Below are 23,597 nucleotides of genomic sequence, written 5' to 3'. Positions count from 1 at the left end.
TGGTTTTACTCGATCAATTACCCAGCAGGTAGCCGCTACGGCAGATCTCTTGGCCGGCAACATGAGCGATGACCATTCCGCTGGTAGCCATGCGCCGCACGCTACGTGCGTACAACAACCCTGTCTGGCTGTTGCGTAAAGCGCTCACGCGATCGCTGAGCGGATCAATCACCTCGGCGATCAGTTGCCCGGCTTCCAGGTATTGGCCAGGTTTGGCGTGGAACACCAGCAAACCGCCCAGCGGCGCGGTGACCGGCTCCACCGCAGCCAGCGGCGAGGCTGGGTAGGGCAGGGCAGGCAGCGGCGCGGGCTGGCCATCGATGACGCCGGCATGGGTCAGGAAGTCGATGATTGCCTGGCTGTCCTTGCTCGCCAGTTCATGGCTGACATCGGCCTGGCCGCGCAGCTCGACAGTCACCGAGAAGCTGCCCTGCGGGATCGGGAAGCGTTTACCGAAACGTTGCTGCAACTGCCACCAGACCAGGCTGAAGCATTCATCGAACGACTGGCCACCAGAGTCGGTGGCCAGCAGGCTGGCCTGGGCGCCGAGGTAGCGCGCCAGCGGCTCGACCTTGGGCCAGGCCTCTGGGGTGGTGTAGAGGTGCTCGACCGCTTCGAAATCGCAGTGCAAGTCGAGCACCATGTCGGCATCGCAGGCCAGCCGTTGCAGGCACAGGCGCTGCGACTGCAACGGGGTGCGCGCCGGGTGGGCATCCAGGCCTCGGCGCAGGTACTCGCGGATCAAGGCCAGGTTGTGCGCTGGGTCATCGGTCAAGTGGCCTTCGATCTGGTCACCGATGCTGTCTGACAGATCAACGAAATTGCGGTTGAAATTCTCCCCGCTCTGGAGCTCGAAGCGCCCCAGCGGGGCGTCCAGCAGCACCTGCTCCAGCCCCACCGGATTGGCCACCGGGACCAAGGCAATCTCCTGGCGCAGTCGGCCTTGCTGCTCAAGCTCCAGCAGGCGCTGCTTCAAATGCCAGGCGACCAGCATGCCGGGCAGCTCGTCGGCGTGCAGCGAGGCCTGGATGTAGACCTTGCCACCCCCGCGTGGGCCGAAGTGGAAACTGTGCAACTGGCGGGTGATACCCGGAACGGGAGACAGCAGGTCGTGGGTCGAGTGGTGCATGGTGGTCCTGGTATGCGTTGGGTTGAACGGTCTGCGATTGAAGATAGAAGCATAAACTTGGCGATTGCGCATGTTGCCAGTGGCTTTGCGCTGTCAATCAGGCCAGCAATGCTTGCAGGGTGCCCAGGTCATCCGCCTCATCCACTGGCTTATCCAATCGCCAGCGCAGCATTCGCGGAAAGCGCACGGCAATGCCGCTCTTGTGCCGCTTGGACAGGGCGATGCCCTCGAAGCCCAGTTCGAACACCAGGGTAGGGGTCACACTGCGCACCGGACCGAAGGTTTCCACCGTGGTCTTGCGAATGATCGCGTCAACCTTGCGCATCTCTTCGTCACTGAGCCCCGAATAGGCCTTGGCGAAGGGCACCAAGCTGCGCTGGGCAGTGCCAGCAGGCGCATCCCAGACGGCAAAGGTGTAGTCGCTGTAGAGGCTGGCGCGCCGGCCATGGCCGCGTTGGGCGTAGATCAGTACCGCATCGACGCTGAACGGCTCGATCTTCCACTTCCACCACACGCCCATGTCCTTGGTTCGCCCGACCCCGTAGAGCGCCTCGCGCTGCTTGAGCATCAAGCCTTCCACCCCAAGGCTGCGTGACTGCTCACGCTGGCGGGCGAGATCCGCCCAGTCATCACCTTGCAGCAAGGGCGAGAGCAGGACAGGTGCCAGCGGGTATTGCTCCACCAGCCGTTCCAGTTGCGCGCGCCGCTCGTGCTGGGGCCGGTTGCGCCAGTCCTGGTCCTGCCATTCGAGCAGGTCGTACGCCTGCAGTACCACCGGCGCATCGGCCAGCAGCTTCTTGCCCAGGGTTTTGCGGCCAAGGCGCTGCTGCAGCAAAGCGAACGGTTGCACTGCCACTTCTGCGGCCGTGGCGCCAGGTTTCCAGACCAGGATCTCGCCGTCGAGCACGCAGCCATCGGGCAAGGTCGAGGCCAGGCTGTGCAGTTCGGGGAAGCGCTCGGTCACCAATTCCTCGCCCCGCGACCAGATCCACAACTGACCATCACGCTTGACCACCTGGGCGCGGATGCCATCCCATTTCCACTCCACTTGCCAGTCGCTGGGCGGGCCGAGCAGGCCGTCGAACTGCTCGGTAGGTGCCTGCAATGCGTGGGCGAGAAAGAACGGGTAGGGCTGCCCGCCACGCTGGCTGTGTTCATCGGCAGACTCGGCGGCGATCAGTTTCAGGTAACTGTCGGCGCTGGGTTTATGGCTTAGGTCGGTGTAGCCGACCATGCGCTGCGCTACGCGCTTGGCATCGAGCTCGGCCAGATGGGCCAGGGCGCGGGTGACCAGCAGCTTGGAGACGCCAACCCGAAAGCTGCCGGTGATCAGCTTAAGACACAGCATCAGGCTCTGCCGGTCGAGCTGCGCCCACAGCTGCGGCAGACGCTCGCGCACCGCCTCCGGGGGCTGCCCACGCAGCGGCAGCAAGTGCTGCTCGACCCATTCAGCCAGGCCTTGCTCGCTGCCGTGGGGGTTGTCCGGCAGCAGCAGGGAAATGGTCTCGGCCAGATCGCCCACCGCTTGGTAGCTTTCTTCGAATAGCCAGTCCGGCAGGCGCGACAGCTCAATGGCAAGTTCACGCAGCAGCCGCGTCGGCACCAACTGCCGGGGGCGGCCGCCGGCGAGAAAATACACCGCCCACGCCGCATCCTTGGCCGGAGCCTGGCTGAAGTAGTCGCGCAGGGCTTGCAGCTTGGCATTGCTGGAAGTGGTCGCATCCAGGCGCAGGTAGAGCTCGGCGAAGGCCTTCATGGCGAAGCCTGCTCGGCGCTGGCATCGTCTTCATCGCCGTATTCGGTGACGAATCCACGGGCATCGAGCCCGCGTTCACTCAGGTAGCGCACCAGCACATTGACCGAGCCATGGGTCACCATCACCCGCTCGGCCCCGGTTTGCTCGATGGCCCAGAGCAATCCAGGCCAGTCGGCGTGGTCAGACAAGACGAAACCACGATCCACCCCGCGCCGCCGACGGGTGCCGCGCAGGCGCATCCAGCCGCTGGCGAAGGCGTCGCTGTAGTCGCCAAACCGTTTCATCCAGCTGCTGCCGCCAGCAGACGGTGGCGCCAGTACGATGGCTTGGCGCAGCAGCGGATCGCTACGGATAAAGTCACCGGCATAGTGGGTTTCAGGCAGGGCCACCCCGGCGTCGCGGTAGACCCGGTTCAGCGGCTCGACCGCGCCATGCACAAGAATCGGCCCGATGCCCGCATCCAGCCCATGCAGGATGCGCTGCGCTTTGCCGAAGGCATAGCAGAACAGCACGCTGGCCTTGCCCTGATCGCGATTGGCCCGCCACCAGCTGTTGATCTGCTCGAATATCACCGCCTGTGGCGGCCAGCGGTAGATCGGCAGGCCGAAGGTCGATTCGGTGATGAAGGTGTGGCAACGGACCGGCTCGAAGGGCGCGCAGGTGGCGTCGGGCTCGACCTTGTAGTCGCCGGAGGCCACCCACACCTCGCCCTGGTATTCCAGGCGCACCTGGGCCGAGCCGAGCACGTGCCCGGCAGGATGCAAGCTCAAGGTAACGCCGTGGTGATCGAGGCGCTCGCCGTAGGCCAGGGTCTGCAGGTTGATGTCCGCGCCCAGGCGGCTGCGCAGAACCCCCGCGCCGGGTTCGGCAGTCAGGTAGCGCGCATTGCCGGTGCGCGCGTGGTCGCCATGGCCATGGGTGATCACCGCGCGCTCGACCGGACGCCACGGGTCGATGTAGAAATCACCGGGCGGGCAGTACAGGCCTTCGGGGCGGGCGATCACAAGATCCATGGCAGGCGCGCTGGCTAGGGGTTACCAAGTAGGAGCGTGTGCTGACAGGGGAAGTTCGCTTGGGTTGGCAGATTTTGGGGCGCAAAGCGGCCCCAAAGCAGGCGACAAGGGCCTTAAGTGAACAGCATTACGCCCATTTCGTTGTCTGCTTACTTGCCCGGTACCAAGGTCAGGCGCTGGCTGCCATAGGCCCGAGCAAAGTTCTGCGGCTGGATGGGCAGGCTCATGAACCGCCCCTTGAACCAGGCATCCAGGCCATCAGCGTAATGCCGGCTGGCCGGATTACCGGACTGGCCACTGCTGGTCAGCAGCTGCAAGGGCTCTGCCTGGCCGAAGTCGACGATCATCCGCGCCGAGGCCGGCAGTTGCGTGTCGAAGTTGCGCCCCCAGGCATACGGCGTCATCGCCAATGTGCTGAAATCACCACCGGCGGCGATTGGCGCACGGCTGATGGCATCGCCCAGGCCATGGTAGTTGGCCGCTGGCCAGCGGTACTGGTGCAACTTGCCCCATTGCCAGGCGCGACGGTCAGCGCCCAGTTGCGCAGTGCCGGCATCCACTGCGCCGGCCAGGCTGCGAGCGAGGATGGTGGGTTTGTCTTCTTTCCCTGACGTGCTGCGGTCATCCCAGAACGGGCTGTCTTCACGGCCCAGCAGATGGTCGGCCTGGGCCGAATAGGACAACTGGGCATTGCTGACGAATGCCTGCCAAGCGGGGCTGGACTCAGGGCCAAGCTCGTCGAGGAAGGTTTGCCGGGCTACTTCCTGCAAGAACAGCGCATACAGCGCGGCATCCGCCGACACCGGGCTCAGGCGGCCATCGAAGGCCTTGAGCCGGGCCAGGGCGTCGCGCGCCTTGTCGCGTTGTGCTCCGGGCAGGGCATCAATGGCCTGCTTGAGCGGTTGGGCCATGCCTGGAGCGTCGAACATCTGCTTGAGTTTGTCCGCCAACAAGGTGACCTGGTCGTTCTGCAGCGCCATCAGGCTACGGCTGTCGTGACGGCCGTTACCTGCCAACTGCGCCAGGCGCTCGGCGCGCTCCGGGTAGTACCAGGTGTTGGACAGCTGCATGCCGTAGCCCTTGGGCAGGCTGCGCTGGTTGGCATGGCCAATCCAGCCTGCTGGTGGGTCCTGATCGTAGGGGTGCAGCATCGGGTCGGCGTAGCCGTCCCAGTCATACCGCCCGTCCCAGCCTGGCGAGGGCAGCAGGCCCTGGCCTTCACGGCGATTGGGGTAGCGGCCGCTGACCTGCCAGCCAATGTGCTGGGGCTCGGCGAAGACAAAGTTCAGGGCGGCTGCACCGACCTCGCGGGTGCTGTCGAAGGCGCGCTCGACGTTGGCCGCACGGGTCAGGTCGAACAGCGCATCGAGGCTGCGATCACCCTTGAGCTGCGGCAGGCTCAGGGCCAGGCCCAGGCCGTTAGTGCCCGGTTGGCCGAGCAGGGTGCCGTGGCGGGTGTCGTACATGACTTCGCGCAGTGGGCGCTGGCCGCGGGCGAAGAAGGTTTCGCTGCGGGCGCGGGCTTGCAGCCATTTGCCATCGGCCAGGTAGGTCAGTTGCGTGCCCTGGCGGCGTACCTGTTCCAGGTACAGGTCCTGATTATCGGCCATGACCGCACTGCTGCTCCAGGCCAGCTTGCCGTTGTAGCCGCCGAGCAGAATCGGCAAGCCCGGCAGCGACAGGCCGGCGACCTGGTACTTGCCGGTATGGATCTGGACCGGGCTCAGTGCCCAGGCGGCGCGGCTATCACTGGCCAACAGGCTCTTGCCACTGCGGCTGCGCTGCGGGCCCAGGGCGAGGTTGGCCGAGCCTGGGCTGCCGAGCAGGCCAAGGTCGGCGAGCTTTTGGCTGGCGCTGGTCAGGGCCGCCAGGCCTGGCAATTGGCTGGCCAGGTTGAGCCCCTTGAGCTTGTCGACTTCGGCTTCGGCCAGCGGCTCGTCCGGCGCACCAGGCAGTAGCCAAGCCAGCTTGTCGCTGCCAACTTTTTGCGCAAGGGTCAGGGCCGCCAGCTCTTCCTGCACATTCACCGATTGGCTGAAGGCATACAGGCTGAACACCAGTGCCGAATCCTCAGGCTTCCAGTATTCCGGGCGATAGCCACTGCGGGCGAGCTCGGCCGGCAGTTTGTCGCGGTAGCGGAACAGGTAGGCGTTGACCCCGCGCGCATAGACTTCGAAGAAGCGCTTGAGCCGCGGCGACGCATCGGCGTACAGCTGGGCTGAGTTCTGCTTGAGATTGGCGGCGCGCATCAAGCGGTCGATATCCAGCGCCTCGGGGCCTGCGAGTTCGGCCAAACGGCCCTGGGCCAGCAAGCGCATGCTGATCATCTGCTCGATGCGATCACCGGCATGCACGTAGCCCAGGCTGAACAGCGCATCGTGGAAGTTGCTGCTCTCGATCAGCGGCGCGCCCATGGCGTTGCGGCGTACCGAAACGTTCTGCGCCAGGCCTTTGAGTGGCTGCACGCCAGTGGTCGGTGGCACGCTGTCCTGATAGCCGCCCATCTGGCAGCCGGCGAGACCGAACAGGCTGAGCAGCGCCATGGCGGCGAAGCGGGGACGGATGGGAGGAAAGGCGGGCGCGGCCATGACAAGGCTCCTGCAAGGCGTGGCGGAGTTCGAAAGGCGCTAAGGTAGTGAGCGAGGGGGCGCCATGCAAGGTGCTGCAAAGCTTTATTTTCGTGGGGCTGCCCAGTGGTCGCCGGGCGGGAGATCGAGCTGCGCTCGTTCGCGGGTAAACCCGCGAAGAGGCCAGTACCGGGCGTGGATCAGGCGCCGTGGCACTTCTTGAATTTTTTCTCGCTACCGCACGGGCATGGGTCGTTGCGGCCAACGTCCTTCAGGGCGTTGCGCACCGGCTCCTGGTGGCCGTGGTTGCAGTGCGGGCCGTGCACATGGCCATGGTCGTGATCGTGGTGGTGATCATGATCGTGGTTGCAGTCAGGGCCATGGACATGGGGTTGTTGAGTCATTGCGGGTCACTCCGGGTTGAAATCGCCGGGCATTATCTCACCACTGCGCGACAAGTGCAGGCTTCGCCAGATGATCAGCCCGGTATTGAGCTCAGCCTGCAGTTGATAGCGCAGCGGCTGGCGGCTCTTGAGGAGCTTGGCCAGGGGCTTGAGGTGCTGCCAGAGGTTGGTTCGGGCGGTGATCTTGAAGGTCCGCCGGGCGTGCCCGCCGACACTGCGCCAGACGCTGGTTTCATCCTCCACCAGCGTCAGTTGATTGAGCCGCAGCGAATACCCCAGGTTGCGAATGAACAGGCGACTGTCGTTAGGGTTGTCGACCCGCAGGTGCAGCACGAACTCTTGCTGGTGCAAACGCGCCTTGACGGTCTCGACCTTGACCAGATGCACCTCAGGTTCGCGCCAGTCGTCGCCCCCCCAGCTGGCACAACCGGCTACCAGCAGCACCAGGCTGAGCAGCAACAGGCGGGCCAGGGCGCTCATGCTCAGCTACCGACGTAACTGGAACAGCATTTCTTGAATTTCTGCCCACTGGCGCAGGGGCAGGGGTCGTTGCGCGTGGCCTTCAGGCCTACGGTCGGGTCGATGAAGTACCAGCGCCCATCCCGTTGGACGAAGGCCGAGCGTTCGCGATGGGCATGCTCGCCTTGTGCATCGTGCCAGCGCGCGGTGAAGGTGACGAAGGCATGCTCGGGTTGGCCGCCGAGCACCTCGGCGCTCTCCACTTCCAGGCCCAGCCAGGTACTTTGCGCGCTCCACGCCGCGATTGCGTTGCGATCCAGGCCCGCTTGCTGGGCAGGCAGGGTGGTCGCCACCAGGTAGTCGATCAGGCCCAGCACGTAGGCGCTGTAGCGCGAACGCATCAAGGCCTGCGCGTCCGGGGCCGGGGTACCGGAATGATAATGCCCGCAGCAGGCGTCGAGCAGGTTGCCGCTGCCACAGGGGCAGACCGAGACACTCATCAAATCACCACCAATACTTGCCAAAATTTTCAGGGTTGGCCCAGAACCTGGCGTTGAGCCAGTCCGGGACTTGCTTGTAGTCATGTAGATCATAGGTGAACAGGCTCAATACCTGCTGGTCACGGCGGAATTTCTCGCTGGCTGACATTGCCAGGGAGAAGAAATCGGTGTCGTGCCAGCCACAGGCGGCCAGGTCGGCCAATACCGCGACCCGGCTGGCATTGAGGTTGCGGATGCCGCCGAGCAGTTGCAAGCCGTTTCGCTTGGGCAGGTGCTCCAGGCAATCGACCAGCACGGCCAGATCGTAACGTTGCGCCGCTACGGGTGCCGGCAATGCGCCGGGTTCGGCCACTTCTATCGTGACCTCGGGGTGGGCCTGGGCGAACGCGTCCAGGGCGGGAAAGCGCGTGCCCACCAGCAACAGCCGCTGCGGCGTGAAGCGCTCTAGCAGGGCTGCCAGTGCCTGTTGCGGGGTGCGTTGGGAAAAACCGTCGGTCATTGCCAATCCTCGTTGGGGGTGTTCAAGACTAGCCGTCCCCGGCGCGCGGGCAAAGCGCATCGTGGCTTATCGCTGGCAGAGAGGAAATGTGCGGTCTTTACTCCCAGGGATCGGCCATCTGCCGATTCCCCCTAGGAGACGCAACAAAATGAGCATAGTACGCACAGCGATACCCCTGGTACTGCTCACCAGTGTGTTGACTGGTTGTGCAGGTTTGCAAAAAACCGACTGGCCGAAGTGTGCTGCCGTCGGGGGTGTGGGCGGCGCAGCGCTTGGCGCCATCGAGAGTTCCAGCTGGGCGGGTTGGGGCGCGCTACTGGGCGGTGGCCTGGCGGCGGGTTACTGCTGGGCCCACGGCGATGGTGACGAAGATGGCGATGGCGTGCCTGACAGCCGCGACAAGTGCCCTGGTACCCCGCGTGGGGTGCAGGTCGACGCCAATGGCTGCCCGCCTGAGCCGGTTGCCGTGGTCGAGGAAGTGGTGGTCGAGAAGGAAGAAGTCATTGTCATTCGCGACGTTCACTTCGAGTTCGACTCCGCCCGCCTGACCGCCGCCGACAAGGAGCGCTTGAACACCATCGCGACACGATTGAAGCAAGAGGCGGCCAGCGCTCGCTTGAGCGTTACCGGGCATACCGATAGCGTCGGCTCCGACAGCTACAACCAGAAACTGTCCGAGCGTCGGGCCCATTCGGTCACCGATTACCTGGTTGAAAGTGGCGTGTCGCGCAGCAGCTTCGTCTCGGTGGTTGGCGCTGGCGAAACCCAGCCTGTTGCCGACAACGCTAGCGCTGATGGGCGGGCCATGAACCGGCGTACGGAAATCAAGATCCAGCGTTGATGGCAGGTGCCCGCGCCTTGAGAAGTGGCGCGGGCGCGTCTTTACTCCTGTCAGACCGGTAGCGGCCGGTGACACAGGAGCATTCACCATGAGTGTTATGTCGAAGGCGGCTCTGCCGTTACTGTTGGCGTCAAGTCTGCTCACAGGCTGCGCAACCCACAGTGACGGCAGTGCGCCCCTCAATCAAAGGACCTGGCCACTGTGCAGCCTGCTTGGCGGGCTGGCCGGCGGTGGCCTGGGCGCTATCGAGAGTTCCAGTTGGGCGGCCGGGCTTGGCGCGGCCGGAGCGATCGCGGGCGGTCTGATCTGCTACGCCCAGGATGGCGACGAGGATGGCGACGGCGTCTTCGACCGCCGCGACCGCTGCCCGGATACGCCGGCGGGCACCCAGGTCGATCATATGGGCTGTCCGTTCGTGGGTTATCCACCTGCCAGCGGAACGCCGCAAGAGCCTGAAGCCACTTCCCAGGTGATCACCTTGGACGACCAAGGCCAGGTGCTGTTCGCGTTCAACTCGGCCACCCTCACGCCTGCCGCCCAGCAGCGGGTGCATGATGTACTGCCCAAGCTCAATGACCCCAGCGTGACGAGCATCAAGGTCATTGGCCATACCGATGCCGTAGGCTCCGACAGCTATAACCAAACCTTGTCCGAACGCCGTGCCAGCAGTGTCGCCGAGTACCTGATCAGCCAGGGAGTGGTGGCCAGCAAGGTGACCAGCCAAGGCCGCGGCAAGAGCGAGGCGGTGGCCGACAACGACACCGAGGAAGGCCGCGCGCTCAACCGACGGGTGGAACTGCACCTGAACTGAACCCCTCTGGCGCGCTTTCTGCCATGCGGTTACTGTTGCCGAATCGGCCCGCTCGAACGGGCCGCTTCGTCATAACAACAACTCAGGGGGCGGGGTATGAAGTTCATCCTGGGCCTGGGCAAGGCCCTGACCGTGGTGTTCTGGTGGGTGGTGCTGGTGAACTGGCTGATGCCCCAGCCGCTGCCGTTCAATCTACTGATCAATGCTGCGGGTATCTTGCTGCTGGGCCTGCATGTGCTCGAAGTGCTGTTCTTCAACGCCAGCCTGCGCCAACGCAGCCACCGCTGGTTCGACCGTCTGCAGATCCTGCTGACGGGTATTTTCCATGTAATGTCCATTCCCAAGCCGCAGGAGGCGCCGCGCCGTGCGTAAATTGATGTTGCTGGTTGCATTGACCAGCCCGCTGGCTCACGCCGAAAGCCTGGAAGTCGCCGCCCATTCGGTGCTGCGTTTGGCCAATAAAGCCAGCAGCGTGCACCTTGAGCACCTACGCGTTGCGGATTCTGCGACGTTGTTGCTACCGGCGTCGCTGACCTCGCTGAAAGTCGATCAGCTGGAGCTTGGCCGTGATGCGCGAATTGCCGTGGCGCCCGCTGAAACGGCCTTGAGTATCGAAGCGGGCAATGCCCGTTTTGCCGAGGGCAGTGAGATCAGTGCGCCAGGCGCGCCGGGCAGCTATGAGCGGGCTGCTCGACCGGGGCGCAATCTGGATGTGCAGTTGCATGCCCTGGACGCGGATCGGCTGGCGATCGATGCGCGCGGTGGGGCAGGGGCGCCTGGGTATGTCGGCCTCGATGGTGCCAATGGCAAGGCCGGTGGTTGCACCTGGGGCCAGGCTAGTCGTGGGGCTAATGGCGACAATGGCGGCAATGGCCATGACGGCGCGGCCGGTGGGCGGATCCGTCTTGCCTTGCCTGAGGGCTATCCGCAGGAACGTGTACAGGTTCGTCTGGAGGGCGGTGCGCCGGGTAAGCCGGGTGCTGCCGGCAAGGCTGGGGCAGGAGGCTCTAGCAAAGGCTGTCTGGTGTATCGCACCGATGCTGGGGCCAATGGGCGTGCGGGTGAGCCGGGGCAACCTGGGTTGGCGGGGGCTGCGGGAGAGTTGATTTTGCAGCGGCTGTAATTTAATTGGCATGGGCCTCATCGCGGGGCAAGCCTGCGATGAGGTGAAAACCTAAAACTGATAAGCCCGCATAAACAAGCCCACCACTTCGCGCACATGCACCTCTGCCTCATCCACCGACAACGCCGGCGCACAGCCCAGCAGCAAGCGATAATCCGGCGCGCCCTTGATCAAGCAGAAAAAGTGCTCGGCCGCTCGCAAGGGGTTATCGATCTGCAACAACCCGCGCTCAGCCACCGAGCGTAGCAGCGCCTCCATCTCGCCCAGTACCCGCTTGGGCCCTGCTTCGTAGAAGAACTGGCCAAAGCCTGGGTCCTGGCTGCCCAGGGCAATGATCAAACGGCTCAATTTCACCGACTCGTCACTGCTGATCAGCGCCTGGAAGCCGCGGGCGATGTTCAACAGCACCTGATCCAACGGCACGCCGTCGGGCAATTCGAAGATCAGCTCAGGCAATTGCGTCTGACAGGTCGCCATCACCGCAGAGCCAAACAAGGTCTGCTTGTCGGTGAAGTGGCTGTAGACCGTGAGTTTTGAAACACCTGCCGCCGCAGCGACCGCATCCATGCTGGTGTTGGCATAGCCAAGGCTGAGGAACAGCGCCTTGGCCGCTTCGAGGATGGCCTCTCGTTTGGCCAGGTCCTTCGGCCGGCCAGGGCCGATGGGTGCGTCGTTGGACATTGGAATCCGCATCTAGGTGAACAGTCGCCCATCTTACCGGGTCAGGCGCGCTCCGGCTGCAATCAGCGACCAATCGTTAATGTTGATTATCTGTGCGACGCCAGCTTCCCGGCTTCGGTTCCCTGATTTAATATACTCGACAGTATAAATATTCGAAGTGCTCTTCGCGAAAGGTCATTCATCATGTTGCGTCATGCCTTGTCCATCGCTTTGCCTGCCGCCGCGGCCTTGCTGCTGGCCGCCTGTGGTCAGCAGACCGCAGCACCGGCCGCACCCCGCCCGGCCTTGGTGGTTCAGCCCCAACCAGCCGCTGCGGCTGCCGACAGCTACCCGGGTGAGGTGCGAGCGCGGTTCGAGCCGGAGCTGGCGTTCCGCATCGCCGGCAAGGTCAGCAAGCGCTTGGTCGAGGAGGGCCAGCGGGTCAAGGCCGAGCAGCCGTTGGCTGAACTCGACCCGCAAGACGTCCGCTTGCAGCTGGAAGCTAACCGCGCTCAACTGGCCGCCGCCCAAGCCAATCTGGCCCTGGTGCAGGCCGAGCGTGACCGCTACCAGAAGCTGCTCGATCGACAAATGGTCAGCCGCTCGCTCTACGACAACGCCGAGAACCTCTATCGCGCCGGGCTTGCCCGTCTGAAACAGGCCAAGGCCGAGTTCGATGTCGCCGGCAACCAGGCCGACTACGCCGTGCTGCGTGCGCCGCAGGCGGGGGTGATCGCCAAGCGTCAGGTCGAGGTGGGTCAGGTCGTGGCCGCCGGGCAAACGGTGTTTACCCTGGCCGCCGATGGCGAACGCGAAGTGGTCATTGGCCTGCCAGAGCAGCAGTTCGCCCGCTTCGCGGTGGGGCAGAAGGTCAGCGTCGAATTGTGGTCGCACCCCAACCAGCGTTTCGAGGCCCATATCCGCGAGCTGTCGCCAGCAGCCGACCCACGCTCGCGCACCTTTGCCGCGCGAATTGCCTTCAATTCGACCAAGACGCCGGCCGAACTGGGCCAGAGCGCGCGGGTGTTCATTGCCCACGACGGCCAGGTGCCGCTGTCGGTGCCGCTGTCGGCGGTGACTGCCGAGCAAGGCCAGGCCTATGTCTGGCGTGTCGGCCAGGACAAACGCTTGCACCGCGCCGCAGTGCGCCTGGGCGCTTATGGCGCGGACAGCGTGCCCGTGCTCGAAGGCCTCGAAGCCGGCGACTGGGTGGTTGCCGCAGGCGGCCATGTGTTGCGCGAAGGCCAGCAAGTGCGACCGGTGGATCGCACCAACCGTGAAGTAGACCTGGCGGCCAAGGAGTAAGTCCCGATGGGTTTCAACCTTTCCGCCTGGGCGCTGCGCAATCGCCAGATCGTACTGTTCCTGATGATCCTGCTCGCGGCCATTGGCGCGATGTCCTACACCAAACTGGGGCAGAGCGAGGATCCGCCGTTCACCTTCAAGGCCATGGTCATCCGCACCATCTGGCCCGGGGCGACGGCCGAGGAGGTCTCGCGCCAGGTGACCGAGCGCATCGAAAAGAAGCTGATGGAGACGGGCGAGTACGAGAAGATCGTCTCGTTCTCCCGCCCGGGCGAGTCGCAGGTGACCTTCATGGCCCGCGATTCACTGCATTCCAAGGATATTCCGGAGCTGTGGTACCAGATTCGCAAAAAGGTCGCAGACATTCGCCACACCCTGCCACCGGAAATCCAGGGGCCATTCTTCAATGACGAATTCGGCACCACCTTCGGCAATATCTATGCGCTGACCGGCGACGGCTTTGACTACGCCGTGCTCAAGGACTACGCCGACCGCATCCAGATCCAGCTGCAACGGGTCAAGGATGTGGGCAAGGTCGAGCTGATCGGCCTGCAGGACGAGAAGATCTGGATCGAGCTGTCCAACCTCAAGCTGGCTACCCTCGGTGTGCCGCTGGCGGCGGTTCAGCAAGCGCTGCAGGAGCAGAATGCGGTGAGTACCGCAGGCTTCTTCGAAACCGCCAGCGAGCGTCTGCAATTGCGCGTCAGTGGACGTTTCGACAGTGTCGAGCAGATCCGCCAGTTCCCGATCAGAGTCGGCGACCGCACCTTCCGGATTGGCGATGTGGCCGAGGTGCACCGCGGTTTCAACGACCCACCCGCGCCGCGCATGCGCTTCATGGGCGAGGATGCCATTGGTCTGGCGGTGTCGATGAAGGATGGCGGCGACATCCTGGTGCTGGGCAAGGCTCTTGAAGGCGAGTTCGAGCGGCTGGCGCACAACCTGCCGGCGGGGATGGAGCTGCGCAAGGTGTCCGACCAGCCGGCAGCGGTGAAGGCCGGTGTTGGCGAGTTCGTCCAGGTGCTGGTCGAGGCGTTGGTCATCGTCTTGTTGGTGAGCTTCTTCTCGCTCGGGCTGCGCACCGGCCTGGTCGTGGCCCTGGCGATTCCGCTGGTGCTGGCCATGACCTTCGCTGCCATGCATTACTTCGGTATCGGCCTGCACAAGATTTCGCTTGGGGCGCTGGTACTGGCCTTGGGCCTATTGGTGGACGACGCGATCATTGCCGTGGAAATGATGGCGATCAAGATGGAACAGGGGTTCGACCGCTTCAAGGCGGCGAGTTACGCCTGGACCAGCACCGCCTTCCCGATGCTCACCGGCACCCTGATCACGGCGGCGGGCTTCCTGCCGATCGCCACGGCGGCGTCGAGCACCGGCGAGTACACCCGGTCGATCTTCCAGGTGGTGACCATCGCCTTGCTCACCTCGTGGGTCGCGGCGGTGTTGTTCGTGCCTTATCTGGGTGAGCGACTGCTGCCGGATCTGGCCAAGCTGCATGCGGCGCGCCACGGCAGCGATGGGCATGCGCCAGACCCGTACGCCACACCGTTCTATCAACGCGTACGGCGCGTGGTGGAGTGGTGTGTGCGGCGGCGCAAGACAGTCATCCTGCTGACCATTGCCGCCTTTGTCGGTAGCATCCTGTTGTTCCGCTTCGTGCCCCAGCAGTTTTTCCCGGCCTCGGGCCGGCCTGAGTTGATGATTGACCTGAAACTGGCCGAAGGCGCCTCGCTGAGCAACTCCGCCGAACAGGTCAAGCGACTCGAAGGGCTGCTCAAGGCCCAGGATGGCATCGACAACTACGTGGCCTATATCGGCACCGGCTCTCCGCGTTTCTACCTGCCGCTGGACCAGCAACTGCCGGCGGCGAGCTTCGCCCAGTTCGTGGTCCTGGCCAAATCCCTGGAAGATCGCGAAGCGCTGCGTAGCTGGCTGATCGCCACGCTCGATGAGCAGTTCCCAGAGCTGCGCTCGCGCGTCACGCGCCTGGAAAACGGCCCACCCGTGGGCTACCCGGTGCAGTTCCGTGTGACCGGCGAGCACATCGAGAAGGTCCGCGCACTGGCCCGTAAAGTCGCCGACAAGGTGCGGGAAAACCCGCACGTGGTGAACGTGCACCTGGATTGGGAAGAGCCGAGCAAGGCGGTGTTCCTGGAGATCGACCAGGACCGCGCGCGTGCCTTGGGTGTGAGCACCGCGCACCTGGCGAGCTTCCTGCAGAGTTCGTTGACCGGTAGCACGGTGAGCCAGTACCGCGAAGACAACGAGCTGATCGAGATCCTCCTGCGCGGCACTCAACAAGAGCGCAGTGACCTGGCCAATCTCGGTAGCCTGGCATTGCCCACCGAGAATGGCCAAAGCGTTGCCCTGTCGCAGGTGGCGACGCTGGAGTACGGCTTTGAAGAGGGCATCATCTGGCACCGCAATCGCCTGCCGACGGTCACCGTACGTGCCGATATCTATGACAAGGAGCAGCCGGCGACCTTGGTCAAGCAGATCTCGCCGACCTTGCAGGAGGTACGCGCCAGCTTGCCAGACGGTTATCTGCTGGAGGTGGGCGGCACCGTTGAAGACTCCGAGCGTGGGCAGAAGTCGGTGAATGCCGGGATGCCGCTGTTCATCGTGGTGGTACTGAGCCTGCTGATGATCCAGCTGCGCAGCTTCTCGCGGACGGTGATGGTGTTTCTGACCGCCCCGCTAGGGCTGATTGGCGTGACCCTGTTCCTGCTGGTGTTCCGCCAGCCGTTTGGCTTTGTCGCCATGCTCGGCACCATCGCCCTGGCGGGGATGATCATGCGTAACTCGGTGATCCTGATCGACCAGATCGAGCAGGATATCGCCTCTGGCATGCAACGTTGGCAGGCGATCATCGAGGCCACGGTGCGGCGCTTCCGGCCGATCGTGCTGACTGCGTTGGCGGCGGTGCTGGCGATGATTCCGCTGTCGCGCAGCGTGTTCTATGGGCCGATGGCGGTGGCGATCATGGGGGGCTTGATCGTCGCCACGGTGTTGACCCTGTTGTTCTTGCCGGCTTTGTATGCGGCGTGGTTCAGGGTCAGGAAAGACTGAAGATAATTGGGGCCGCAACGCGGCCCCAACAATTCAACAGTTACATCAGAGGGCGCCGAAGACTTTCTTGGCCAGGCTGGTCGCCGCCTGGGCCGGGTTCTGGCGAATGCTCTGCTCTTGCTTGGCGATCATCTCGAACAGACCGTCAAGGGCCTTCTCGGTCACGTAGCTCTCGACGTTGGCGCTCTTGGCATCGCCCAGGCCCAGTGCCGAAGCCTGGCCGGCGAAGCTGTTGTACTGCTGAACCACGCCAACCTTGTCGGTGGCCGCCTTGACGATCGGCAGGAACTTGGCGCGGATCTGCTCGCGGCTGCTCTTGTTCAAGTACTGGGTTGCCGAGTCATCTGCACCGCTGAGAATGCCCTTGGCATCGGTCACGGTCATCTTCTTCACGGCATCGACCAGAATCGCCTGCGCCTGTGGCACCGCAGCTTCGGCAGCTTTGTTCATGCTGTCTTCCAGGGCTGTGACCTGGTCGCCCTTGCCGAACATCTTCATTGCCTTGGCGGCCTTGCCCAGGTTGCCCGGCAGCTCGATACGCACGTCCGGATTGTTGCTGAAACCGCCTGGGGTGCTTAGTTGCTTGACGGCAACTTGTGCGCCTTGGGTCAGGGCGTCCTTCAGGCCGCCAGCCGCATCGTTCTGGGTCAGGTCGCCAAGCGAGACCGCCAGGGCGCTGGCGGACAGCAGCAGGCCGGCGCACAGGGTGGTGAGGCGCAGGGAGGAGCGAATCATGGGTACTTCCTTATGCAAATGAATAAACCGGGATCAGCGAACCGGATCGACCTTGATCCGCACCGGCTGCACATCGCTACCGTCGAGCTGGACGCCGTGGTGTTCGGTATTGATGAACAGCAGCTTGCCGTCCAGTTCGATGCGCGCGCTGACCGCATAGCGATGGCCGGGTTTGACTTGGGCTGGGTCGTAGGTCAGGTGGAACGGCAGCGGTACGTTACCCTTGACCGGGCCGGCCTGGCTGGCCAGGGTCACGGCAGGGGCGTCCATCAGCGATACGTCTTGCAGGCTCACGCTCAAGGTAGCGGCCGGTGGCAAGGCAATGCGCTGCAGGTAGAAGACTTCGCCATCCAGGCTGGCCTGGTTCGACGGGGTGGTGCTGGAACAGGCTGCGAGCAGGGATGCGCAACACAGCATAACGAGCTTTTTCATGGAATCTCCGTAGTCCTGGGGCTGGCTTGTGGCCAACCCCAGGGACTTTAGCGGATTTTCTCCGCCGATAGTGAGCCCTGCAGTGCCGTTGTTGGTTTTCAGGACTCACTTCGGGAGTGCCTTATCCCCTCGGCCGTCCCAGCGTCACCTGCTGGGCTTCAGTGAGTTTAGCCAGGTCGATATTTCTCAGGTTTCGACCGGCTACAGACTTACCTGAAGGCGCGCGCAGGATAATAAGAAGGTCATAGCTGCGCCCGCTGGTCAATACGTTGTTATCGTATCGAAGAGAGAAGGGGGCCTTAAGTGCGCGAACCTGATAACTGGTTTCGCTGATCCTATTGAAGAAAGGCTGCATGTCATCATTCATCCCTACTTCATGTAAGCCAATGATGAGCTGGTGACCTGCCAGGTCGTCAATCTGAGGAATTGAAATATCGCCATGAATCTCAGTGAACACTGTTGAAGCGGGTTGTTGGGTGGCTGATGTGCTCGAACCTGAGACGGTAAGATTCTGCTCCACGCGCGCTGTAGCATGATTGAGCATCAGTGGAATTTTTACCCGTTCCTTATTGCTATCAGGGCCGAAGCCCGCCTGAATTATCGCCTCCAGCTCGAGCGCCTCGCCCGCTTCAAAAGCGGCCGTGTCCACGGTCAATTGGAAGGGGATGCTGGTGCCACTATATTGCTGAATGCAGTAAGACCTGGCGTCGCGTAGTTTAGTGACAGTGGGTGGGGTCAAGGCTATGATGACTTGATGCGGATTTGCATCATAGCGGGGTATATTGACTAAACTTAATGAACCAAACAACTCGATAAAGTTCACTTTGCTCATAACATGGCTCCTGCCACGAAGAATAGTAAGTGCGCGGTTATCGCGCACTGACGAGTCTGTGTGTTGGCAGGAGTGTGAGTAAGTTGGAAAGTTATCCCTATACATCATTCCGATGCAGCGCTACCTGGCGGATCGAAAGACGCAGCTCAGCCGATAGCACACGCTTGGCCACCCCTTCGGCCAGCTCGCCGAGCTTGTCGTGATGACCAAGCTTGCCGTTGCTGTCCGGGCGCAGCACGCCTTGTTGCATCAGCGTCTGGATAAAATGACGGAACAGGGTCTTGTCGAAGAACTCCGGAGCATTGAGGCCATGCAGGATCGACAGGCGCTGGGCCATCATCACGCACAGGTCTTCCAGCTCCTCGGCGCTCAGGGTCTGCTGGCCGCTGTTGAGCAGCAGAGAGGTGGCCATGTAGTAGCGTTGCAGGGCCTGGGTGATGGTGCGGGCCAGCAAGGTCAACAGCACGAACTGTCGCGAGCTCGGTGCCGGGCGCAGGTAAACCTGGTTTTCGAAGCGCAGCAGGCCTTGCTCGACAAAAGCTGCCAGCCACTGATCCATGACCTCGTCCAGTTGCTCGGGCGTCCAGCGCAGGAACAGCTCCGCCTGCAGGTACGGGTACAGCGCCTTGACGTACTGGCCGATCAGCTCGCGGCTCATCCGCGAACTGCTCTGGAAGAAGCTCGCCAGTAGCGCTGGAAGGGCGAAGATATGCATGACGTTGTTGCGGTAGTAGGTCATCAAAACCGCGTTGGCTTCATCCAGATACAGGATGCGGCCCATCGCATCGTTCTGCTCGGCCAGCAGGTCCATGCCCCGCACGTGCTTGATCAAGGCCAGGCCATTGCCCTCGGGCAAGGTGGTGTGCGACGAGTAGGGCACTTGGCGTAGCAGCGCCAGGTACAGGTCGAGAATGCGCACCAGCGCGCGTTCGTCGAGGGCGTGGCGACTGGTCGAGAGCAGCGCCAGTGCCACCAGGTTGACCGAGTTGATCGCCGCCGCCTCGTTGAGGTGACGGGCCACGGTTTCGCCCAGGCGGGTGGTGGTTTCATTCAGCCAGGCCGGGCGGAACTGCGGACCGAGCGCCTGCTCGCGCCAGCCAGGTTGCTGCTGGTCGAGAAAGCCGGCCAGGCGGATCGGTTCACCGAAGTTGACGTAGACCTGGCCGAAGCGCTGCTTCAGCGCGCCGATGACCTTGAAGATGTCGAAGATCGACTCCTTCTTCTTGCTTGCGCCGCGCAGCTCGCCCAGGTAGGTGCGGCCTTCCAGCACGCGCTCGTAGCCGATGTACACCGGCACGAAGACAATCGGCGTACGCGAGGATCGCAGGAAACTGCGCAGGGTGATCGCCAGCATGCCGGTGCGCGGTTGCAGCATGCGCCCGGTACGCGAACGCCCGCCCTCGACGAAGTACTCCACCGGAAAACCCTTGGTGAACAGGGTGTGCAGGTACTCGTTGAAAACGGCCGTGTACAACGGGTTGCCCTTGAAGGTGCGGCGCATGAAGAACGCCCCGCCGCGCCGCAGCAGCCCGCCGATCACCGGCATATTGAGGTTGATGCCGGCAGCGATGTGCGGCGGGGTCAGGCCATTGCGAAACAGCAGGTACGACAGCAGCAGGTAGTCGATATGGCTGCGGTGACACGGCACGTAGATCACTTCGTGGCCGGGGGCGATGCCCTGCACCTGCTCGATGTGATTGACCTTGATGCCGTCGTAGATCTTGTTCCAGAACCAGCTGAGCACAACCTCCAGGAAGCGGATCGCGGTGTAGGTGTAGTCCGAGGCGATCTCGTTGCCGTAGCGCAAGGCCTGGGCCTCGGCCTTGGCCAGTGGGATTTTCTCGCGCTCGGCTTCATCGGCGATGGCCTGGCGCACTAGTGGGTCGTGGATCAGGCCCTTGACCAGGTTGCGCCGGTGGGAAATGTCCGGGCCGATCACTGCCGTCTTGAGGTTACGGAAATGCACCCGCATCAGCCGTTGGGCCATGCGCACCGTGCGTTCGTGGCCCTTGTTGTGCTCGACCAACTCGCGCAGGTGGATGGGCGCGGAGAACTGCACGCGGGTCTTGCGCCCAAGAATCAAGATGGTCAGCAAGCGCCGCAGGCGCCCGGTGACGGCCCAGCTATCGGCGAACAACAGCTTCCATGGGCTCGATTCGCTGGCGGGGGTCTGCCCCCAGAACACGCTCACCGGAATGATCTGCGCGTCTTCTTCCGCGTGCTGGCTGATCGCTGCGACCAGGCGCTCGAGCGTGGGCGGTGCACCGCGTTTATCCTGGCGGCCGAGCCAGTCGGGGTCTGGCGTCAGGTAGAAGAAAGCGGCGGGTTCCTGCAAGGGGCCGACGGCAACGGGCAGTACCGGGCGCGGCAGCCCCGCCTTGGTGCACTCCCGATCGATTACCGCCAGGTCGGTCAGTGATGGCGAGGGCAGGGCGTAGAACACCGGGCGGCTGCGATCGAGCTTGAGGGACAGGGACGATTGGTTGATGGTCTCGGAGCGCACCCATAGGTACAGCACGCGGCGCAGGGCGCCGAAGATCAGGCGACGCAAGGGAGAACGGGTCATGGAATGTGTGTGCCCTGATGAGAGGATCGGGTCTATTTACAGTCAGTTAGTCTGCCGTATCGGCGTAAGTTCAGCAAAAATCTGCAATTCACGGGGCGGTCATGAATTTTCTTTGTTCTCTGTCATATACTCGGTCCGCACCTTGCAGGATATTTCGGCAAGCTGTGTCGGCACAGGGTGGAGAACCTGTGTCAGCAAGGCGATCTTCACAATAAAAAACCGGAGTAGTTCAGATGTCGTCTCGTGAGACTGGGAATGTAAAGTGGTTCAACGATGCCAAGGGTTATGGCTTCATTCAGCGCGAAGGTGGTGCGGATGTATTCGTCCACTATCGGGCAATCCGCGGTGAGGGTCATCGTAGCCTGGTCGAAGGGCAGCAGGTCGAGTACAACTTGACCCAGGGCCAGAAAGGCCTGCAGGCCGAGGATGTAGTCGGTCTTTAAGCCTCAAGCTTCAAGCTGCAAGTTGACCGTGGAACTTGCAGCCTGATGCCAAGCGCAACGAGCTTCAGCTCGTACGCCAGGTGATTTCCTCTTCACCGTCGGCACTGATGCGGATCCAGCGATCGGCATCTTCTTCCCCTTGTTCTTCCGCCCAGCTACCCGGTGCGCAACGTATTTCCACGTTGAGCGCGGCAAAGGCTGCGCGTGCGCAGGCGATGTCGTCGTCCCATGGGGTCTGGTCGCTTTCCAGGTACAGGCTGTTCCATTTCCCTACAGCCTTGGGTAACCAGGTGACCGGAATGTTACCGGCCTGGCATTTCCAGGTCTGGCCTTTTTGCTTCCATTCGCTGCAAGGGCCCAGCGCTTGGGCGAGCCAGGCAGAAATCTGCTTGTGGTCGACGTCGCTGTCCTTGAGGTAGATCTCGATATCGGGTTGGCGCATAAAAAGGCTCCGAGTGTGCTCAGTCTTGGCGCACGAAATAGTCATAACGCATGGAAACCGTGACCTCGAACGGCTCGGGCTGGTCGATCACCCGTGCGCGTTTCTCGGCGCTGGCGCGCCAGCCGTGTGGGGTCATGGCTAGCAGGTCGGCACGGGCCTTGGGCTCGGCCAGGCTCAAGCGGAACTCGAGGATCTCGCTATGAGCATGGGCCATGCCTTGCGGGACCAATGCCAGGTGTTTGTCGTCGGCGTAGGGGCGTACTTCATCGTAGAGCACCTCGCGCAATTGCATCAGGTGGCCGCTGGTCGGTCCGACCCGCATCAGGCCACCGCCTGGGCTGAGCAGGCGCAGAGCCTCCTGCCAGTCCAACGGGCTGAACACGCTGGCAATGAACTGGCAGCTGGCATCGGCCAGCGGCACGCGGGCCATGCTGGCGACCATCCAGGTCACCTCTGGCGCGCGGCGACAGGCGCGCTTGACCGCCTCGCGGGAGATGTCCAGGGCATAGCCTTGCGCCGCCGGCAGGGCCTGGGCAATTTGCCCGGTGTAGTAGCCTTCGCCACAGCCGATATCCAGCCAGACGCCGGGCTGGCGCTCGGCAGCCAGTTCGGCCAGGCGCCGCGCCACCGGCGCGTAATGGCCGCCGTCGAGAAAGTCGCGGCGGGCCTCGACCATGGCCTGGTTGTCACCTGGGTCGCGGCTATTCTTGTGCTGCACCGGCAGCAAGTTCAGGTAGCCCTGGCGCGCGCGGTCGAAACGATGGCCGGCAGGGCACACTACGCCATTGTCCAGGGGGGCCAGGGCTGCCTGGCAGAGCGGGCAGGCGAGCATCAGGCGAGCAACCGCACCAGGGTCTGGTAGTAGATCTCGGTCAGCAGGTCGAGATCACTAGCCAAGATGCGTTCATCGACCTGGTGAATGGTGGCGTTGACCGGGCCGAGTTCGACCACTTGGGTACCCATGGTGGCGATGAAGCGGCCGTCGGAGGTGCCGCCGCTGGTCGACGGTTGGGTATCACGGTCAGTCACCGCCTTGATGCTGGCCGATACCGCATCGAGCAGATCACCTGGCTCGGTGAGGAACGGCAGGCCCGACAGTGCCCAGTCGATCGACCAGTCCAGCTGGTGCTTGTCGAGGATGGCGGCGACGCGCGCCTGCAGGCCCTCGACGGTCGACTCGGTGGAGAAGCGGAAGTTGAACAGCGCCGTCAGGTCGCCCGGAACCACGTTGGTCGCGCCCGTGCCCGAGTTGAGGTTGGAGATCTGGAAGCTGGTCGGCGGGAAGAATGCGTTGCCTTCGTCCCAGTGCTCGGCAGCCAGTTCCGCCAGTGCTGGCGCGGCCAGGTGGATCGGGTTGCGCGCCAGGTGCGGGTAGGCCACGTGGCCCTGCTTGCCACGTACAGTCAGCTTGGCGCCGAGCGAGCCGCGACGGCCGTTCTTCACCACATCGCCGAGCAGGTTGGTGCTCGACGGCTCACCGACGATGCACCAGTCCAGGCGCTCTTTACGCGCGACCAGGCGCTCGACCACGGCTTTGGTGCCATGGTGGGCCGGGCCTTCTTCGTCGCTGGTGATCAGGAAGGCGACCTTGCCACGGTGATTGGGGTAGTCGTGGACGAAGCGCTCGCTGGCCACCACCATCGAGGCCAGGCTGCCTTTCATATCGGCCGCGCCACGTCCACAAAGCATGCCGTCGGCATCGATCAGCGCCTCGAACGGCTCGTGCTGCCATTGCTGCACCGGGCCAGTGGGGACCACGTCGGTATGGCCGGCGAAGCACAGTACCGGGCCTTCCTGGGTGCCGTGGGTGGCCCAGAAATTATCGACGTCCTCGATACGCATCGGTTCGAGCTGGAAGCCGACGGCGCCCAGGCGGTTCATCATCTGGGTCTGGCAGTCGGCGTCGACCGGGGTCACCGAGGGGCGGCGGATCAGGTCGCAGGCCAGTTGAAGGGTAGGCGAGAGCTCGGCTGGGGCCGTCATGGGGGACTCCGGGGGCAAGGCAAGG

The 23,597-nt window shown here is 63.3% G+C and carries 23 protein-coding genes; 7 read left to right on the top strand and 16 right to left on the bottom strand.

The window, feature by feature from the left end:
* Positions 1-13: 13 nt before the first annotated feature.
* From HU737_RS16560 to HU737_RS16525, 8 genes are all read right to left on the bottom strand, one after another.
* A complete protein-coding gene (locus tag HU737_RS16560; RefSeq protein ID WP_186556225.1) occupies positions 14-1,129 on the bottom strand; it encodes a succinylglutamate desuccinylase/aspartoacylase family protein in 1,116 nt (371 codons plus the stop codon).
* 97 nt (positions 1,130-1,226) lie between these two features.
* Entirely contained in the window at positions 1,227-2,885 is a 1,659-nt protein-coding gene (locus tag HU737_RS16555; protein WP_186556226.1) for an ATP-dependent DNA ligase, read from the bottom strand.
* Entirely contained in the window at positions 2,882-3,898 is a 1,017-nt protein-coding gene (locus HU737_RS16550) for a ligase-associated DNA damage response exonuclease (protein ID WP_186556227.1), read from the bottom strand. Before HU737_RS16550 ends, HU737_RS16555 begins: the two co-directional genes overlap by 4 nt.
* A gap of 149 nt (positions 3,899-4,047) precedes the next feature.
* The gene (locus HU737_RS16545) at positions 4,048-6,486 is read right to left on the bottom strand and encodes a penicillin acylase family protein (RefSeq protein ID WP_186556228.1); all 2,439 of its coding nucleotides are present in this window, start codon (positions 6,484-6,486) and stop codon (positions 4,048-4,050) included.
* Between the two features lie 179 nt (positions 6,487-6,665).
* Complete coding sequence (locus tag HU737_RS16540; RefSeq protein ID WP_033694179.1) at positions 6,666-6,869, bottom strand: SEC-C metal-binding domain-containing protein; 204 nt, start codon at positions 6,867-6,869, stop codon at positions 6,666-6,668.
* Between the two features lie 6 nt (positions 6,870-6,875).
* Positions 6,876-7,349: an LEA/WHy family protein gene (locus HU737_RS16535; protein WP_186556229.1), complete on the bottom strand. Its 474-nt coding sequence runs from the start codon at positions 7,347-7,349 to the stop codon at positions 6,876-6,878.
* A 2-nt stretch (positions 7,350-7,351) separates the two neighbouring features.
* On the bottom strand, positions 7,352-7,828 hold the full coding sequence (locus tag HU737_RS16530; protein ID WP_186556230.1) for a YchJ family protein: 477 nt from the start codon (positions 7,826-7,828) through the stop codon (positions 7,352-7,354).
* A gap of 4 nt (positions 7,829-7,832) precedes the next feature.
* Positions 7,833-8,327, bottom strand: a complete 495-nt coding sequence (locus tag HU737_RS16525; RefSeq protein WP_186556231.1) for a DUF6231 family protein — start codon at positions 8,325-8,327, stop codon at positions 7,833-7,835.
* A gap of 148 nt (positions 8,328-8,475) precedes the next feature.
* Here HU737_RS16525 and HU737_RS16520 point away from each other — a divergent pair, with 148 nt between their 5' ends.
* The 4 genes from HU737_RS16520 (at position 8,476) to HU737_RS16505 (ending at position 11,102) form a co-directional block, all read left to right on the top strand.
* Positions 8,476-9,168 carry a PA1041 family peptidoglycan-binding anchor lipoprotein gene (locus HU737_RS16520; RefSeq protein WP_186556232.1) on the top strand — a complete coding sequence of 231 codons (693 nt, stop codon included), beginning with the start codon at positions 8,476-8,478 and terminating at the stop codon, positions 9,166-9,168.
* Positions 9,169-9,256: 88 nt separating this feature from the next.
* The gene (locus tag HU737_RS16515) at positions 9,257-9,979 is read left to right on the top strand and encodes a PA1041 family peptidoglycan-binding anchor lipoprotein (RefSeq protein WP_186556233.1); all 723 of its coding nucleotides are present in this window, start codon (positions 9,257-9,259) and stop codon (positions 9,977-9,979) included.
* 96 nt (positions 9,980-10,075) lie between these two features.
* Positions 10,076-10,351 (top strand): DUF1145 domain-containing protein, encoded by a 276-nt coding sequence (locus HU737_RS16510; RefSeq protein WP_186556234.1) that lies wholly within the window; start codon positions 10,076-10,078, stop codon positions 10,349-10,351.
* Positions 10,344-11,102, top strand: a complete 759-nt coding sequence (locus HU737_RS16505; RefSeq protein ID WP_186556235.1) for a collagen-like protein — start codon at positions 10,344-10,346, stop codon at positions 11,100-11,102. Before HU737_RS16510 ends, HU737_RS16505 begins: the two co-directional genes overlap by 8 nt.
* Positions 11,103-11,153: 51 nt before the next feature.
* On the opposite strand, the gene HU737_RS16500 is transcribed toward HU737_RS16505, so the two are convergent.
* On the bottom strand, positions 11,154-11,795 hold the full coding sequence (locus HU737_RS16500) for a TetR/AcrR family transcriptional regulator (protein ID WP_275959795.1): 642 nt from the start codon (positions 11,793-11,795) through the stop codon (positions 11,154-11,156).
* Positions 11,796-11,966: 171 nt separating this feature from the next.
* Between HU737_RS16500 and HU737_RS16495 the strand changes: the two genes are divergently transcribed.
* Both HU737_RS16495 and HU737_RS16490 read left to right on the top strand, forming a co-directional pair.
* Positions 11,967-13,067 carry an efflux RND transporter periplasmic adaptor subunit gene (locus HU737_RS16495; protein WP_186556237.1) on the top strand — a complete coding sequence of 367 codons (1,101 nt, stop codon included), beginning with the start codon at positions 11,967-11,969 and terminating at the stop codon, positions 13,065-13,067.
* Positions 13,068-13,073: 6 nt separating this feature from the next.
* Complete coding sequence (locus tag HU737_RS16490; protein ID WP_186556238.1) at positions 13,074-16,139, top strand: efflux RND transporter permease subunit; 3,066 nt, start codon at positions 13,074-13,076, stop codon at positions 16,137-16,139.
* 45 nt (positions 16,140-16,184) lie between these two features.
* On the opposite strand, the gene HU737_RS16485 is transcribed toward HU737_RS16490, so the two are convergent.
* The 4 genes from HU737_RS16485 to plsB all read right to left on the bottom strand — a co-directional run bounded on the left by HU737_RS16485 (position 16,185) and on the right by plsB (position 20,704).
* Positions 16,185-16,874 (bottom strand): DUF4197 domain-containing protein, encoded by a 690-nt coding sequence (locus tag HU737_RS16485; protein ID WP_186556239.1) that lies wholly within the window; start codon positions 16,872-16,874, stop codon positions 16,185-16,187.
* A gap of 33 nt (positions 16,875-16,907) precedes the next feature.
* Positions 16,908-17,306, bottom strand: coding sequence for a YbaY family lipoprotein (locus tag HU737_RS16480; RefSeq protein WP_186556240.1), 399 nt, complete (start codon positions 17,304-17,306; stop codon positions 16,908-16,910).
* Positions 17,307-17,427: 121 nt separating this feature from the next.
* Complete coding sequence (locus tag HU737_RS16475; protein ID WP_186556241.1) at positions 17,428-18,138, bottom strand: hypothetical protein; 711 nt, start codon at positions 18,136-18,138, stop codon at positions 17,428-17,430.
* Positions 18,139-18,235: 97 nt separating this feature from the next.
* Positions 18,236-20,704, bottom strand: a complete 2,469-nt coding sequence (gene plsB / locus HU737_RS16470) for a glycerol-3-phosphate 1-O-acyltransferase PlsB (RefSeq protein WP_186556242.1) — start codon at positions 20,702-20,704, stop codon at positions 18,236-18,238.
* 233 nt (positions 20,705-20,937) lie between these two features.
* Here plsB and HU737_RS16465 point away from each other — a divergent pair, with 233 nt between their 5' ends.
* Entirely contained in the window at positions 20,938-21,147 is a 210-nt protein-coding gene (locus HU737_RS16465) for a cold-shock protein (RefSeq protein WP_186556243.1), read from the top strand.
* A gap of 64 nt (positions 21,148-21,211) precedes the next feature.
* Here HU737_RS16465 and HU737_RS16460 read toward each other — a convergent pair whose 3' ends face one another.
* Genes HU737_RS16460 through dapE form a run of 3 tightly spaced genes read right to left on the bottom strand, consistent with a single transcriptional unit; the run spans position 21,212 to position 23,572 of the window.
* Positions 21,212-21,589, bottom strand: a complete 378-nt coding sequence (locus HU737_RS16460; protein WP_186556244.1) for a hypothetical protein — start codon at positions 21,587-21,589, stop codon at positions 21,212-21,214.
* Between the two features lie 19 nt (positions 21,590-21,608).
* Positions 21,609-22,421 (bottom strand): putative RNA methyltransferase, encoded by an 813-nt coding sequence (locus HU737_RS16455; RefSeq protein ID WP_186556245.1) that lies wholly within the window; start codon positions 22,419-22,421, stop codon positions 21,609-21,611.
* Entirely contained in the window at positions 22,421-23,572 is a 1,152-nt protein-coding gene (dapE, locus tag HU737_RS16450; protein WP_186556246.1) for a succinyl-diaminopimelate desuccinylase, read from the bottom strand. Before dapE ends, HU737_RS16455 begins: the two co-directional genes overlap by 1 nt.
* Between the last annotated feature and the right edge of the window lie 25 nt (positions 23,573-23,597).

The organism is Pseudomonas urmiensis, assembly GCF_014268815.2.
Lineage (GTDB): Bacteria > Pseudomonadota > Gammaproteobacteria > Pseudomonadales > Pseudomonadaceae > Aquipseudomonas > Aquipseudomonas urmiensis.
The sequence above is the reverse complement of the archived record's forward strand: the minus strand, read 5'-3'. Positions and strand labels throughout refer to the sequence as shown.

What these genes read in the sequence shown, in the direction of transcription:
- HU737_RS16555 (WP_186556226.1), bottom strand. Translation starts at nt 2,885, where the DNA reads ATGAAGGCCTTCGCCGAGCTCTACCTGCGCCTGGATGCGACCACTTCC.
- HU737_RS16530 (WP_186556230.1), bottom strand. Translation starts at nt 7,828, where the DNA reads ATGAGTGTCTCGGTCTGCCCCTGTGGCAGCGGCAACCTGCTCGACGCC.
- HU737_RS16510 (WP_186556234.1), top strand. Translation starts at nt 10,076, where the DNA reads ATGAAGTTCATCCTGGGCCTGGGCAAGGCCCTGACCGTGGTGTTCTGG.
- HU737_RS16500 (WP_275959795.1), bottom strand. Translation starts at nt 11,795, where the DNA reads ATGCGGATTCCAATGTCCAACGACGCACCCATCGGCCCTGGCCGGCCG.
- HU737_RS16520 (WP_186556232.1), top strand. Translation starts at nt 8,476, where the DNA reads ATGAGCATAGTACGCACAGCGATACCCCTGGTACTGCTCACCAGTGTG.
- HU737_RS16480 (WP_186556240.1), bottom strand. Translation starts at nt 17,306, where the DNA reads ATGAAAAAGCTCGTTATGCTGTGTTGCGCATCCCTGCTCGCAGCCTGT.
- HU737_RS16455 (WP_186556245.1), bottom strand. Translation starts at nt 22,421, where the DNA reads ATGCTCGCCTGCCCGCTCTGCCAGGCAGCCCTGGCCCCCCTGGACAAT.
- HU737_RS16460 (WP_186556244.1), bottom strand. Translation starts at nt 21,589, where the DNA reads ATGCGCCAACCCGATATCGAGATCTACCTCAAGGACAGCGACGTCGAC.
- HU737_RS16465 (WP_186556243.1), top strand. Translation starts at nt 20,938, where the DNA reads ATGTCGTCTCGTGAGACTGGGAATGTAAAGTGGTTCAACGATGCCAAG.
- HU737_RS16515 (WP_186556233.1), top strand. Translation starts at nt 9,257, where the DNA reads ATGAGTGTTATGTCGAAGGCGGCTCTGCCGTTACTGTTGGCGTCAAGT.
- HU737_RS16550 (WP_186556227.1), bottom strand. Translation starts at nt 3,898, where the DNA reads ATGGATCTTGTGATCGCCCGCCCCGAAGGCCTGTACTGCCCGCCCGGT.
- dapE (WP_186556246.1), bottom strand. Translation starts at nt 23,572, where the DNA reads ATGACGGCCCCAGCCGAGCTCTCGCCTACCCTTCAACTGGCCTGCGAC.
- HU737_RS16475 (WP_186556241.1), bottom strand. Translation starts at nt 18,138, where the DNA reads ATGAGCAAAGTGAACTTTATCGAGTTGTTTGGTTCATTAAGTTTAGTC.
- HU737_RS16540 (WP_033694179.1), bottom strand. Translation starts at nt 6,869, where the DNA reads ATGACTCAACAACCCCATGTCCATGGCCCTGACTGCAACCACGATCAT.
- plsB (WP_186556242.1), bottom strand. Translation starts at nt 20,704, where the DNA reads ATGACCCGTTCTCCCTTGCGTCGCCTGATCTTCGGCGCCCTGCGCCGC.
- HU737_RS16525 (WP_186556231.1), bottom strand. Translation starts at nt 8,327, where the DNA reads ATGACCGACGGTTTTTCCCAACGCACCCCGCAACAGGCACTGGCAGCC.
- HU737_RS16495 (WP_186556237.1), top strand. Translation starts at nt 11,967, where the DNA reads ATGTTGCGTCATGCCTTGTCCATCGCTTTGCCTGCCGCCGCGGCCTTG.
- HU737_RS16560 (WP_186556225.1), bottom strand. Translation starts at nt 1,129, where the DNA reads ATGCACCACTCGACCCACGACCTGCTGTCTCCCGTTCCGGGTATCACC.
- HU737_RS16535 (WP_186556229.1), bottom strand. Translation starts at nt 7,349, where the DNA reads ATGAGCGCCCTGGCCCGCCTGTTGCTGCTCAGCCTGGTGCTGCTGGTA.
- HU737_RS16485 (WP_186556239.1), bottom strand. Translation starts at nt 16,874, where the DNA reads ATGATTCGCTCCTCCCTGCGCCTCACCACCCTGTGCGCCGGCCTGCTG.
- HU737_RS16545 (WP_186556228.1), bottom strand. Translation starts at nt 6,486, where the DNA reads ATGGCCGCGCCCGCCTTTCCTCCCATCCGTCCCCGCTTCGCCGCCATG.
- HU737_RS16490 (WP_186556238.1), top strand. Translation starts at nt 13,074, where the DNA reads ATGGGTTTCAACCTTTCCGCCTGGGCGCTGCGCAATCGCCAGATCGTA.